Origin of the sequence: Nisaea sediminum (assembly GCF_014904705.1) — a bacterium.
Taxonomy (GTDB): domain Bacteria; phylum Pseudomonadota; class Alphaproteobacteria; order Thalassobaculales; family Thalassobaculaceae; genus Nisaea; species Nisaea sediminum.
In genome coordinates, this window is record NZ_JACZCQ010000005.1 from 72,051 (window position 1) to 85,074 (window position 13,024).

13 protein-coding genes are annotated in these 13,024 nt (G+C 65.2%); 7 read left to right on the forward strand and 6 right to left on the reverse strand.

Annotated elements, in window-relative coordinates; genetic code table 11:
- Window positions 1-67: 67 nt before the first annotated feature.
- Window positions 68-967 carry a helix-turn-helix transcriptional regulator gene (locus tag IG122_RS10875; RefSeq protein WP_193183383.1) on the forward strand — a complete coding sequence of 300 codons (900 nt, stop codon included), beginning with the start codon at window positions 68-70 and terminating at the stop codon, window positions 965-967.
- On the opposite strand, the gene amrS is transcribed toward IG122_RS10875, so the two are convergent.
- Window positions 964-2,109 (reverse strand): AmmeMemoRadiSam system radical SAM enzyme, encoded by a 1,146-nt coding sequence (amrS, locus tag IG122_RS10880; RefSeq protein WP_319024862.1) that lies wholly within the window; start codon window positions 2,107-2,109, stop codon window positions 964-966. The genes IG122_RS10875 and amrS overlap by 4 nt on opposite strands.
- An 85-nt stretch (window positions 2,110-2,194) precedes the next feature.
- Between amrS and IG122_RS10885 the strand changes: the two genes are divergently transcribed.
- The 4 genes from IG122_RS10885 to IG122_RS10900 all read left to right on the forward strand — a co-directional run bounded on the left by IG122_RS10885 (window position 2,195) and on the right by IG122_RS10900 (window position 6,202).
- Window positions 2,195-3,133 (forward strand): AEC family transporter, encoded by a 939-nt coding sequence (locus IG122_RS10885; RefSeq protein WP_193183385.1) that lies wholly within the window; start codon window positions 2,195-2,197, stop codon window positions 3,131-3,133.
- A 38-nt stretch (window positions 3,134-3,171) separates the two neighbouring features.
- Complete coding sequence (gene amrB, locus IG122_RS10890; protein ID WP_193183388.1) at window positions 3,172-4,590, forward strand: AmmeMemoRadiSam system protein B; 1,419 nt, start codon at window positions 3,172-3,174, stop codon at window positions 4,588-4,590.
- A gap of 5 nt (window positions 4,591-4,595) precedes the next feature.
- Window positions 4,596-5,288: a DUF2268 domain-containing putative Zn-dependent protease gene (locus IG122_RS10895; protein WP_193183390.1), complete on the forward strand. Its 693-nt coding sequence runs from the start codon at window positions 4,596-4,598 to the stop codon at window positions 5,286-5,288.
- A 260-nt stretch (window positions 5,289-5,548) separates the two neighbouring features.
- A complete protein-coding gene (locus IG122_RS10900) occupies window positions 5,549-6,202 on the forward strand; it encodes a DUF2268 domain-containing putative Zn-dependent protease (protein WP_193183392.1) in 654 nt (217 codons plus the stop codon).
- Here IG122_RS10900 and IG122_RS10905 read toward each other — a convergent pair.
- The gene (locus tag IG122_RS10905; protein ID WP_193183394.1) at window positions 6,199-7,515 is read right to left on the reverse strand and encodes an adenylate/guanylate cyclase domain-containing protein; all 1,317 of its coding nucleotides are present in this window, start codon (window positions 7,513-7,515) and stop codon (window positions 6,199-6,201) included. The two genes, IG122_RS10900 and IG122_RS10905, sit on opposite strands and share 4 nt — an antisense overlap.
- A gap of 62 nt (window positions 7,516-7,577) precedes the next feature.
- On the reverse strand, window positions 7,578-9,155 hold the full coding sequence (locus tag IG122_RS10910; protein ID WP_193183396.1) for a gamma-glutamyltransferase family protein: 1,578 nt from the start codon (window positions 9,153-9,155) through the stop codon (window positions 7,578-7,580).
- 111 nt (window positions 9,156-9,266) lie between these two features.
- Here IG122_RS10910 and IG122_RS10915 point away from each other — a divergent pair, with 111 nt between their 5' ends.
- Entirely contained in the window at window positions 9,267-9,935 is a 669-nt protein-coding gene (locus tag IG122_RS10915) for a hypothetical protein (RefSeq protein WP_193183398.1), read from the forward strand.
- A 90-nt stretch (window positions 9,936-10,025) separates the two neighbouring features.
- The gene (locus tag IG122_RS10920) at window positions 10,026-10,790 is read left to right on the forward strand and encodes an SDR family oxidoreductase (protein WP_193183400.1); all 765 of its coding nucleotides are present in this window, start codon (window positions 10,026-10,028) and stop codon (window positions 10,788-10,790) included.
- Window positions 10,791-10,796: 6 nt separating this feature from the next.
- Here the strand turns inward: IG122_RS10920 and IG122_RS10925 are convergent, their stop codons facing one another.
- From IG122_RS10925 to argJ, 3 genes are read right to left on the reverse strand one after another with little or no spacing between them, the layout of a single operon-like run.
- Window positions 10,797-11,213 carry a (deoxy)nucleoside triphosphate pyrophosphohydrolase gene (locus IG122_RS10925; protein ID WP_193183403.1) on the reverse strand — a complete coding sequence of 139 codons (417 nt, stop codon included), beginning with the start codon at window positions 11,211-11,213 and terminating at the stop codon, window positions 10,797-10,799.
- Window positions 11,210-11,764: a GNAT family N-acetyltransferase gene (locus tag IG122_RS10930; protein WP_193183405.1), complete on the reverse strand. Its 555-nt coding sequence runs from the start codon at window positions 11,762-11,764 to the stop codon at window positions 11,210-11,212. The genes IG122_RS10925 and IG122_RS10930 overlap by 4 nt, the downstream gene beginning before the upstream one ends.
- 10 nt (window positions 11,765-11,774) lie before the next feature.
- Window positions 11,775-13,007 carry a bifunctional glutamate N-acetyltransferase/amino-acid acetyltransferase ArgJ gene (argJ, locus tag IG122_RS10935; protein ID WP_193183407.1) on the reverse strand — a complete coding sequence of 411 codons (1,233 nt, stop codon included), beginning with the start codon at window positions 13,005-13,007 and terminating at the stop codon, window positions 11,775-11,777.
- Window positions 13,008-13,024: the final 17 nt, after the last annotated feature.

A 13,024-nucleotide genomic window follows, 5' to 3' on the forward strand; every position in this document is an offset into this window, starting at 1 on the left:
TGATAATTCAGGTACTATTGGCTTGTGACACGCCCGCGACAGACGAGCAAAGGTCGACCCGGAGCCCATGAGGCAGAGACAGCATAGCGAGACGATACCGCCGCGCCGCAGCGCTCTCGGGATCGAGGATTACCTCGCCCGCTTGGGCGACCGCGTGCGCGCCGCCCGGGCCAAACGTGGCATGTCGCGCAAGATCCTCGCCCGCGACTCGGGCGTATCCGAACGCTATCTCGCCCAGCTCGAGAGCGGGCGCGGCAACCCTTCCGTCGCCGTGCTGCACCAGATCGCCGACGCCATGGACATGGCCGTGATGGAACTCGCCGACCCGCATGGCGGAACCGATCCGGCGATGACCGAGATCCTCTCCCTGCTCGCTCCGTTGGATGCCGACGAGCTTTCCGAGGCGGCCCGGCTGCTGGATCGCCGCTTCGCCGGCAGCAGCACGCGGGGCCGTCGTATCGCTCTCATTGGTCTGCGCGGTGCGGGCAAGACCACGCTCGGCCGCGCGCTCGCGGAGAAACTCGGCGTTCCCTTCATCGAGCTGAACCGGGTGATCGAGAAGGATTACGGCGCCAGCATCGGCGAGCTGCTCTCGCTTTCCGGCCAGCCGGCCTTCCGGCGCTACGAGAACCGCTGCCTGAACCAGATCCTGTCGGAATATGACGAGGCGGTGATCTCCACCGGCGGCGGCATCGTCGCCAATCCCGAGACCTACACCATGTTGCTGCGCCGGGCGCACACGATCTGGCTGCAGGCGAGCCCGGAAGAGCACATGCAGCGCGTCGTCGAGCAGGGCGACATGCGGCCGATGGAACAGAACCGCGAGGCCATGACCGACCTCCGCGCCATCCTGGAAGCCCGCGCCCCGCTCTACAATCGTGCGGAAGCGAGTGTGGACACGGCGGGCGAAACGCTGGAGAGCAGCCTCGCAAAACTGACGGAAACCGCGCGCGGGCTGATCGGCTAGGCGAACGCCCCGATATCCACCGGCAGCCGCTTCTGCCCCCAGGTGCCCGGCTTCTCCTCGAACACGCCCGCGAGCCTGGTGCCGCAGGATGTGCAGCAGCCTTTTGCGTCCAGCTTCCAGTCCGAGAGCACGTACCAGTCGCGGCCGATCACCCGCTCGCCGCAGCCGCTACAATAGGTGCTCTGGCGGCCGAGATCGTGGACGTTGCCGGTATAGGCGTAGCGCACCCCGTTGCGGAGCGCGATGCGCCGCGCACGGGCGAGCGTGTCGAAGGGCGTGCGCTCCTTGTCCATCATCCGGTAGTCGGGATGGAAGGCGGAGAAATGCATCGGCACGTCGGGGCCGAGCTTTTCGACCACCCAACCGGTCATCTCGTCCAGCTCCCGCTCGCTGTCGTTCTCGCCGGGGATGATCAGGTTGGTGATCTCGAACCAGACATCCGTCTCCTCGCGGAGATAGACCAGCGTGTCGAGCACCGGGCCGAGCTCGCTCTTGGTCACCTGCTTGTAGAAATCCTCGGTGAAGGCCTTCAGGTCGACATTGGCGGCGTCCATGTGGCGGAAGAAGGCGGGCCGCGCCTTGTCCGTCAGATACCCCGCCGTTACCGCGACATTCTTCACCCCGGCCTCGCGGCAGGCGATGGCGACGTCGTCGGCATATTCGTGAAAGATGATCGGATCGTTATAGGTGAAGGCGACAGAGCGGCAGCCGAGTTTGGAAGCGGCCCGGGCGATGGTCTCCGGCTGCGCCTCGGCCTGCATGGCGTCCATCTCCCGGCTCTTCGAGATGTCGTGGTTCTGGCAGAAATTGCAGGCGAGATTGCAGCCCGCCGTGCCGAAGGAGAGCACCGGCGTGCCCGGCAGGAAATGGTTCAGCGGCTTCTTCTCGATCGGATCGACGCAGAAGCCGGAGGAGCGGCCGTAGGTCGTCAGCACGATGCGGTCGTTCTGCCGCGCCCGCACGAAACAGAGCCCGCGCGCGCCTTCCTTCAGCTTGCAGTAGCGCGGGCAGAGCTCGCACTGCACCCGTCCGTCGGGCAGCATGCTCCAGAATTCGGTCTCGACAACCGGGCCCTTGCCGATTAACTCCGGCGGCGCGCTCTCGGCGAGGCTCGGCGCCGCGTCCGTGACAGTCTCACTCACCAGCTCTCTCCCTTGCGGGTTCGCGCCCGCTTCTTTCTGACTTTATACTCCGATCCCTTCCGCTCCGCGACCACTCGAGGCCCATTTGTTCGCCACCTTGATCCTGCCCATAGCGCCGATCTTCCTCTTGATCGTGCTCGGCCACCTGCTCCGGCGCGGCGGCATTCCGAGCTTCGAGTTCTGGAACCTCAACGACAAGCTGGTCTACTGGGTGCTGTTCCCCTGCCTGCTGTTCAACAAGATCGCTGCGCTCGATTTCTCTGGCGGCGAACTCGGCGAGCTGGCCATCGCGATCTATGCCGGGTTCGGCGCCGCGATCCTCTTTTCGCTGCTGGTGCAGCCGCTCTTCCGCACCGAGAAGCCGCTCTGGACCTCGATCCTGCAGGGCTGCGCGCGGCACAACACCTTCATCGCGCTTGCCGTCGGCGAACAGGTGTTCGGCGGCGAGGTGCTCGGCAAGGCGGCGCTGGTGACGGCACTGCTGATCCCGGTCACCAATATCGCCGTTGTCAGCATCATGGCGGTCACTCTGGCGAAACGGGACGGCGGCAACCTCTTTGCGGCTGTGCTGAAGGATCTCGCGCGCAATCCGTTGCTGATCGCGGTCGGGCTCGGCTTCGTCTGCAACGGGCTCGGACTCGAGACCATCCCGGTTATCACCAAGATGACGACGATCCTCGGCGCCGCCGCCCTGCCCATCGTGCTGCTCTGCGTCGGCGCCAATATCCGCATCCGGGCGATGGCGGCGGAGCTCCGGAGCACTTTCGTCGCCGTCTTCGGCAAGATGGTGATCTTCCCGGCGGGGATCGCGCTTGCCGGGCTCGCCATCGGGCTGGAAGCCGACCTCTTCCTTGCCGCCATGCTGTTCGGCGCCTCGCCGACGGCGGCTTCCGCCTACACGCTGGCCCGCGCAATGGGCGGCGACGCGCCGGCGATGGCGGGGATCGTGACGATCCAGACCGCGATCGCCTTCGTTTCGATGCCGGCGACCCTGCTGCTCGCACAATACATACTTGCGCTTTGACCCTCCCGCTCGCCGCGGTCCGTGCTTATATTCAAAGAATGGAACAGATCATCGAAACCGCACCGAGCGTCCGGGCCCCGCATGTCGCCGGTGCCTTCTATCCGGACGCGCCGGATGCATTGGAAAACATCGTTGCGAACTGCCTGACCAAAGCCGCCGACACCCCGGTGCCGGAAGCGAAGGTCGTGATCGCGCCCCATGCGGGCTACGTCTTCTCCGGCCCGATCGCCGGGACCGCCTTCAAGCCGCTCGCGAAGCGCCGCGGCACGATCCGCCGCGTGGTCGTTATCGGCCCGGCGCACCGGGTCGGCTTCCGCGGCCTCGCGACCACCAGCGCCGACGCTTGGGCGACCCCGCTCGGCACCGTGCCCGTCGCCTGGGACGCGCTCCGCACCCTGCTGACACAGCCCGATTTCCATGTCTCCGACCAGGTGTTCGAGGGCGAGCACAGCCTCGAGGTCCATGTCCCCTTCCTGCAGCAGGTGCTGGGTGAGTTCGAGATCGTGCCGATCCTCGTCGGCGAGGCCTCGCCGCAGCAGGTCGCCCGCGCCCTCGACGCGATCTGGGGCGGGCCGGAGACGCTGATCTCGGTCTCCTCCGACCTCTCGCATTTCCTCGATTACGACACCGCATGCAAACTCGACCGCGAGACGATGAAGCGCATCGAGCTGCTGAAGCTGGAGGAGATCGACGGCAAGGGCGCCTGCGGCCACCGCGCCATCGCCGGCGCGCTCGCCCTCGCGCGGCGGCACGATCTCCGGATCACCGGGCTCGACACGCGCAATTCCGGCGACACGCGCGGCGGCAAGGACCGGGTGGTCGGCTACGGCGCGGCGGCGATGGAATTTGCCGGCAGCGCCCGCCTGCCTGCCTCCGACCGCGAACAGCTGATCGAGGCGGCGCGCTTCTCTCTGCGTTTTGGTGCCGAGAACGGACGCCCGCCGGAAGCAGAGCTCGGCCGGAATCTCTCCCCAAGCCTGACCGCGATGCGGGCCAGCTTCGTCACGGTGAATATCGCGGGCAAGCTGCGCGGCTGCATCGGCAGCGTGATCGCGCACCAGCCGCTGCTGCTCGACGTCATCACCAACGCCTACAAGGCCGGCTTCGGCGACCCGCGTTTCCCGCCGCTGACGATGGAAGAGCTGCAGAGCGCCGACATCCACGTCTCCATCCTCTCCACCCCAAGGCCACTTGCCTTCAATGGCGAGAAAGACCTGATCGCCAAGGCGCGCCCGGATGTCGACGGGCTGATCCTGCAGGACGGCAACAGGCGCGGCCTCTTCCTGCCGAGCGTCTGGGAAGGTCTGCCGAAATCGGAGGATTTCATCCGCAACCTGAAGCGCAAGGCGGGCCTGCCGATGGATTACTGGTCGGACGGGGTCCGGGTCTTCCGCTACACGACAGAGTCGTTCGGCGCGCCCTTCGCGGCGGCCGAAGCCGCGATCGAAACGGCGTAACACGGATGAGCGCGCCAGCCGCGATGCCGAACTGGCACCTCCATCACATGAACGCTCTCGGCAAGCTCGACGCGCTGATGGGACCCGTCGAAGCTGCGGCAACGGATACCTACGGCCGTATTGCCCGCGTCTTCGAGCCTCCCGTCGTCGACATTCTGGTGCAGGCCGTATGGCAAAGCTCGGTGATCCCCGACCGCGGTCATACCGGCTTCGGCAACGAGGACTTGGTCACGCTCTGGCTCGCCCCCGGCCACCCGAAGCTCGAAGAGAATCTCGGCGAACCGCTGGCGAGGACCGTGGCGCACGAAATCAATCATGTGATGCGCTTCCGTTCGGCCGGAGGAACGAGAACGCTCGGGGACCATCTGGTCTGCGAGGGGCTTGCCGGACGGTTCGTTGAGCAGCTTTTCGGCAATGTGCCGGAACCTTGGGAATGCGCCCTCTCTCCTCAGGAGCTCGCGCAGTATGTGTCGCGCGCACTCGAATGTTTCGACATTCCGGCCGGATACCGCTCGGAAGAGATCAGCATGCATGAATGGATGTTCGGCTCGGGGGACCTGCCATCCTGGCTGGGTTATACGCTCGGATACGAAATAATCGGCGCTTATCTCAAGGCGCGACCGGAGCTACAGGCCTCCGACCTGATTTCGATCCCAAGCGCCGACTTCAAACCCGCGCTGGCGGGACTGACCAGCTAATCCGGCTTCCCCGGCAAGGCGACGAGTTCCTTCGACCAGACCGGAAGCGCAAGGCAGGCCTGCCGACAGATCGGCGACCGAATGGAATTCGAGTCTTCCACTACACATGTACCAATAGATGACTGAAGCCTCCGGGGCGCCCTTCGCGGCAGCCACGGAAATGAGCCCTGTCTAAACCGATGCGACGACGGCGTCCGACGCTGAGCGAAGAACGACAGCAAAGGTTGCATTTATTTTCTTTTCACATCTAAATCCTGCGCATGACTTGGCAGCTTCATTACCTTGATGCTCATCATCGGACCACACTGTTCCGATCCGCGATCGAATCAGCATTGAACGATGTCGAGACGCGATTGCGTGGTGTCTGCGAGCCGCCAATCGTCGACATCGTTGTCCGGCCTGTTCCAAATTCATGGGTCATCCCCGAAAAAGGACATTCCGGTCGTTGCAGCGGCGAGATCATTGATCTTTATTTGGCTCCGGAACATCCGCTCCTCCCTGAGAATCTCGGGTGCTCCCTGTCCCGGATGGTAGCGCACGAAATTCATCACGCGATGCGCTATCAGAGCATCGGATTACCAAAGACTTTAGGCGACTTGCTCGTGTCAGAAGGTTTGGCAGGAAGATTCGTGGAAGAACTCTTCCAGAGCGAACCAGAGCCTTGGGAACGGGCGATTTCCAAGTCGGAGCTAAGGCACTACGTCCCACTCACCCAATCCCAATTCGACGATGAAGAGTTCGACGACTGGAAGTGGATGATGGGAAGCGCTGAACTACCGCGCTGGCTCGGTTACTCGCTCGGCTATGCGTTGGTTGGCCAGTATATCGACGATCATCCGGACGCTCGTGCATCGACACTGGTCGCCACCCCGAGTGCCAACTTCAAGCCATTTCTCGCGAAACTCGCTGCCTAATCCGGCTTCCCCGGCAGGGCGACGAGCTCCTTCGACCAGACCGGGAGCGGCGTCTCGAAGCCCCGGACCCGGTACTCGCCGAGAGGCTTCAGCCGGTCCTCCGGTTTCGATTTCTCCGCCACGCCGGCATCGGCGAGCACTGTCGCGCCGACCTCCTTGGCGAGAACCTCGAAGCGGGCGGCGCGATTGACCGTGTCGCCATAGATCGTGAAGGCCTGCCGACGCTCGGACCCCACACGGCCGGTCGCGATCGGTCCGGCGGCGAGCCCGATACGAACGTGGAAACCGTTCTCCTCCGCCGCGGCCAGAAGATCCGAAGCCGCGTCGAGTGCCGCCCGTTCCGGATCCTTGATCTCGAGCGGCGTGTTGAAGGCGGCCAGCAGCCCGTCGCCGGTGAAGCTGATCACCACGCCCTCACGGGCGGAAATCACGTCGGAGGCATCGGCGAGGAAGGTGCCGAGGGTCTTGATCACCTCCGCCGGATCGCGCCCGTCCGCATAGTCGGTGAAATCCTGGATATCGAGCACCAGCGCGACGCCGTGGCGGACCTGCGGCTTGAGAACGCCGCGGTCCGCCGCCAGCCGCTCGGCGATGGTCTCAGGCACGAAACGGCCGAAGGTCCGTACCATCTGCTCGCGGGCGATCTCGGCGCCGACCTGAGCGACGAAAACCTGCCGCGCCCGGTAGACCGCGAGGGCAAGGATCATGGTCGCCATCAGCAACAAGCCGGTTTCCTGGATCCGGCTGCCATAGCCGACGAAATCCGGAGACAGGAAGACCGAGAGGAACTGCTCCTCGGTTGCCTCGTGCGGCAGATCGCTCCAGGAGATGCGCCGCTCCATCCCAGCGATCGCGATCCCGAACGCGCCCAACCAGCCGACGATGGCCACCAGCCCGGACCAGGCGACGAGGCGCCAGGACAACGTCAGACAGGCCATCGCCACCAGGGGAAAGAGAAAATAGATGCCGAAGGAGCGGAACGCGATCACCTGCGGCAGGCCGGGCGCGGTGTTGCTCACCGGGATGATGACAAGGAAGGCGCAGACCCCGACGATGTCGACGGCATAGAGCGCGTATTTCAGCCACCAGCGATCGAACCGGGTTCCGATGACGGAATAGCTCGCGATGCCGAGCAGCGCGTAGAGAGAGAGCGCCGTAAGCCCGAGCGCGCTCGGTGTCGCGCCGACGGCACTCCAGGCAAGGATGAACCAGGCGATACCCGCGGCAACGGCAGCGGTCCGGCAAAGGATGGCCAGTTTCCATCCCTGCCGCTCCGCGACCCTGAGGCGCGCCAGCGCTTTGCGATCAACCATTCCCCGGTCTCCGGCGAAGGTGCGGGATGCACCCCGAAAGGGGGAATGTGGCGACTGGGGCCCTAGACCGCAAGCGCGCCCGCGAGCGGCGTCATCGGATGCGCCGCCGCCGAGGGCCCGTCCGGCCCGACCATCGCGCCGAGCGGGCAGGCATACATGATCGGATAGGTGGTCGGCGGCCAGCTCTCGGTCGGCGCCACCTGCTTCAGCGCCGCCAGGGTGGCCTCGTCCAGACGGGCATCGGCGTAGATCGTGTCAATGGCGCCGAGATCGACACGCGGCGCGTCCAGCGCAGTGGCGAGATCCATGCCGAAATCGCTGACGAAGGAGCAGAGCTGGAACACGGCCGGCATGATCTTGCGCCCGCCCGAGGCGCCGAAGCCGAACCATGGCTTACCGTCCCTCGTCACCACCGCCGGCACCATGTTGCAGAGCGGCTTGGTATCCGGTTTCAGCGAGTTCGGCCGGCCCGGGCGCGGGTCGAACCAGTTGATGCCGTTGTTCATCATGATCCCGGTCTCCGGGAACAGCAGGCGGCTGCCGAAACGGGAGAGCAGGGTCGTCGTGATCATCACGATATTGCCTTCGGCATCGGCCGCCGCGATATGGCTTGTGCAGCTGCGATCTCCATGGTCGCCGGCGTGACCGAGATGTTCCATCCGGTACTCGTAGGCCGCTTTCAGCGTTTTCGCGTAGGCGGCATAGGTGGCCGCGTCCGGGGCCGCTGCGGAGAATTCGGGAAGATCCTTCAGGGCGTCCGCGAAGCTCGGTCCGGCGGTGAGGCCCGCGGGAACATAGTAGGTCGCACCGCCGCGCGTCATCGAGATCGGCTCCTGGATCTCCGCCTCGTAGGCTTCGAGATCCGCCATCGAAAGGGTCGAGCCGAATCGCGCCGCATCCTTTGCGATACGTTCCGCGATCTTGCCGCGATAGAAGCTCCCGGCGCCGTCCCGCCCCAGCTCCTCGAGCGTGTCGGCAAGCTTGCCCATCGGGATGAATTTCGGTGCCGGGTTCGCATCCATCGCCGGCGGGCAACCGTTCGGCAGCCAGATCTCGGCGCTGGTGGGGTATTTCCGGAGCGCCGGCATGTCGGCCCCGCACATCAGAGTCGTCCACCAGGTCACCCGGTGCCCGCGCCGCGCCAGCGCCGCCGAAGGCGCGACGATCTCGGCGAGGCTCTTGCTGCCGTACTTCTCCAGCGCGAGGGCATAGCCCGCCACCGTGCCCGGCACGGCGATCGAATGCGGTCCGTTGACGTTCCGGTCCTCGACCACCGCCGGCCAGCCGAACAGATCGGCGCCGGTGCCCTTGGCAAGCGCATATGTCGCCGTGTCGAGCCCCTTCGGGGACTTCATGGCGAAATCGACGACTCGGACGGCCTTTTCCTTCGCCGAATAGAGGGTGATGAAGCCGCCGCCGCCGAGGCCGCTCATCCAGGGTTCCGCGACGGTGAGTGCGAAAGCGGTCGCGATCGCCGCGTCCATCGCGTTGCCGCCCGCCTCCAGCATCGCCTGCCCGACCGCCGCCGCCTCGACATTCTGCGAAGCGACCGCGCCGCGCTTTCCGGTTGCCGCGGGCTTTTCGGCACGCCATGTCTCATAGACCCGCTCGGTGGCGGTGACGGAAGCGGGAAGGCTCATTGAACACTCCGGGCATGGGGATTGCATGGCCGCAAGAAGCTGCGACGGACCGAGTGTGATGGGTAGAATGTGCAGAAATCAATTCCGCGCGTCAGAAAGGGTGACGTTCCAATGAACGGCTTCGCGAAATCGATCTGTCTGGCTTCGGTCGCGCTGCTTGCCGCGCTGGGGTCGACGTCGCTCCAGCCGGCACCGGTTGCCGCGCAGGACAGCGAACCGGCCGCGCCCGAGGGTCTGAACGATGCCGATTGCGCAAAGGTCCCGGGCGGCAACGCGCCGGTGAACATCCTGGCAAGGATCGAAGGCGGCATGGCGGTCGAGAATCTCGAATTCACCTACTTCGGCAAGAAGCTGTTCCAGTTGACCCAGCAGGATTTCGATTATCTCAAACGGCTGATCCCCTATTGCCGCGAGCAGTCGACGGATCAGACGAACTACATCATCGACAGGCTGGCGGTTCTGATCCTCGAGGCACAGGCGACCCGGACGAAATCCATCGAGTGGATCGAGAAGACCTCGGCGCAGCTCGACAAATTGCCGGCGACCAAGGAATCGATCGAGGAAGTCCATAACATCTGGGCCGAATTGCAGAACCGCCGGCTCGAGATGACGGCGGCCGACACCCGCTATCTCTCGAAAAAGATCGACGAGACGCGGGACCGGCTCTACCGGGAAGCGGACCTCGCGGCGCCCGGCCGGAACAAGCAGGATCCCACGCTCCAGGTCAGCCCGTTCCTTCCCGAGATTCCCACCGACGAGCGCAAACCCGATCCGAGCTGAGACGGCTCTCTTTTCGATTTTCCGCGTGCCAAGCAGGCGGCGGCGCGACACACTCCCCGGCACCAACAGAGTTCCACGGGGAGGATGACAATGTCGGGAAACGGCAAGACCGCAATCGTGACCGGCGCCGGATCGGGTGTCGGACGGGCCGTTGCGCTGGCGCTGCAGGGCGCAGGCTACAATGTCGCGCTGGCCGGCCGGCGTCTGGATGCGCTTGAAGAGACCGCCGCCATGGCGAAGACCGGCGGCGGCGCGATGCTCGCGGTGCCGACCGATGTCGGCAAAGCGGCGGATGTCGACGCGCTGTTCGACGCGGTGAAGAAGACCTTCGGGCGGCTCGACGTGCTGTTCAACAACGCCGGCATGGGCACGCCCGCGATTCCGATGGACGAACTGACGACAGAGCAATGGCAGGCCGTCGTCGACGTCAACCTGACCGGCTCATTCCTCTGTGCCCAACGCGCCATGAAAATGATGAAGCAGCAGAAACCCCAGGGCGGGCGGATTATCAATAACGGCTCGATCTCGGCCCATGCGCCGCGCCCGAACTCGGCGCCCTATACCTCGACCAAGCACGCGATCACCGGCCTCACCAAGTCGATCTCGCTCGACGGGCGGCCGTTCGACATCGTCTGCAGTCAGATCGATATCGGCAATGCCGTCACACCCATGACCGAGCGCATGGTGAAGGGCGAGGGCGTGCCGCAGGCCGACGGGTCGATGAAGATCGAACCGCGGATGGACGTCGCCCATGTCGCCAGCTCGGTGCTCTACATGGCGAGCCTGCCGCTCGAGGCGAACGTGCAGTTCATGACCGTGATGGCAACCAAGATGCCGTTCGTCGGCCGCGGTTGACCCCGTTCAGAGGAAATCGCGCAACATCGCCACCAGCGGCACGTCGGCGGGCGGCATCGGGTAGTCGGCAAGACGCATCGGCCGGACCCACTTGACCGCCTGCCCCTCGCGCGGGCGCACGTCGCCCCACCAGCGCCGGCAGAGATAAAGCGGCATCATGAGGTGGAAATCCTCGTAGGCGTGCGAGGCGAAGGTGAAGGGCGCGAGGCAGCTTTCCTTCGTGTCGATGGACAGCTCTTCCTGCAGTTCGCGGATCAGCGCCGCTTCGGGGCTTTCACCCGCATCGACCTTGCCGCCCGGAAACTCCCAGAGCCCGGCCATCGACTTGCCTTCCGGACGCTGCGCCAGCAACACCCGCCCGTCCGCATCAATCAGGGCCGCGGCGACCACAAAGACGACGGGCTTGTGCGCGCCGCCGCTCATACCGACGCCTTCCCGGTGCGGGTCAGCCAGTCCGCGCGCTGCATGTCCAGCTTCACCATCTCTACCCTGTCCCCGAAATTGGGCCGCGGCACCTCGATGATCCCCGCGTTCCTCAGCCCGCATTTCTCCATCACCCGGATGGACGCCGGGTTTTCCGGCATCGCCGCACCCCAGATATTCTTGAGACCCAACGTTCCGAAACCGAAATCGAGCATGGCGGAAAGGGCCTCGCTGGCATAGCCGCGCCCCCAGGCGGACTTGGCGTACCAGTAGCCGAAATGCGCCGTCTCTTCGGGATCGAAGCGCAGATCGATCGTGCCGACGATGGCGTCCGACGCCTTTTCGATCACCAGGAAGTAATGCCCCTTGCCCTCGGCGCGGCCGGTCCGGGCCCGCTCGATATAGGCGTCCGCATCGGCGCGCTTGTAGGGCCACGGAACCGAAGTGAGGTACTTGATGATGTCGAAATCGTTCATCCGCGCATAAAGCGCATCGCCGTCGGAGAAGGCCGGCGCCCTGAAGGCCAGCCGTTCCGTTGTCACCGATTCCATGACAGAAGCCTCAGCTGCGGTAATCCGCGTTGATGCTGATATAGCCGTGCGTCAGATCGCAGGTCCAGACCGTGGACTTGCCGGAGCCGACCCCGACGTCGACGTCGATGCCGATCTCCCGGCCCTTGAGATGCGCCGCAACCGGGGTCTCGTCATAATTCGGGTCGCGCATGCCGCCCACGGCGATGTCGACGCCGCCGAAGCCGATCCGGATCTTCGAGACATCGATCGGCTGTTCGGACTTGCCGACCGCCATCACCACCCGGCCCCAGTTCGCGTCCTCGCCGGCGATCGCCGTCTTGACCAGAGGTGAGTTGGCGATCGCGAGAGCGATCTTGCGTGCCGAGAGATCGCTCTCCGCACCGGTGACGCGCACCTCGATCAGCTTTTGCGCCCCCTCGCCGTCGCGGACCACGAGCAGCGCCAGTTCCTTCAGCACTCCTTCCAGCGCCGCCTTGAACGCGTCGAGCGCCGGATCCTCCGCAGACGATGGAGCGGCATTGCCCGCCTTGCCGGTCGCGAACAAGAGCAGCGTGTCGCTGGTCGAGGTGTCGCTGTCGACGGTGATCGAGTTGAAGGTCCGGTCGACCACCGGCGTCAGCACGGCTTGCAGAACATCGGACGGGATGGCGGCGTCGGTGAAGACAAAACTCAGCATGGTCGCCATGTTCGGCTGCACCATGCCCGATCCCTTGGCGATGCCGGCGATCTTCACAGCCTTGCCGCCGATCTCCGTCGTCGCGCCCGCGCCCTTGGCGAAGGTGTCCGTGGTCCGGATCGCGGTCGCGGCCGCGTCCCAGGCGCCATCCCGCAGCGCGTCCTTCGCTTCCGGAAGCTTGGCAATGATCTTGTCATGCGCCAGCAGCTCGCCGATGACACCGGTGGAGGCGACAAAGACCTCGTCCGGAGTACAGGACAGAAGTGCCGCCGCCGCCGAGGCAGTCTCCCGGACCGCGGCTTTGCCAGCCTCGCCGGTGAAGACGTTCGCGTTACCCGAATTGACCACGAGCGCACGCCCGCTGCCCTTCGGCAGGATCTCGCGGCACCAGGCGACCGGCGCCCCCGGCGTCGTCGAGCGGGTCAGCGTCCCGGCGACCGTGGTCCCCTCGGCGAGTTCGGCAACGAGCACATCGGGTCGGTTCTTGTACTTGATTCCGGCCATGACGGCAGCGGTCCGCACGCCGGCGATTGCGGGAAGCTCCGGAAAACTTTCCGGCGCGAGCGGTGAAACCTGATCGGACATGGCGCGAAGATCCCTTG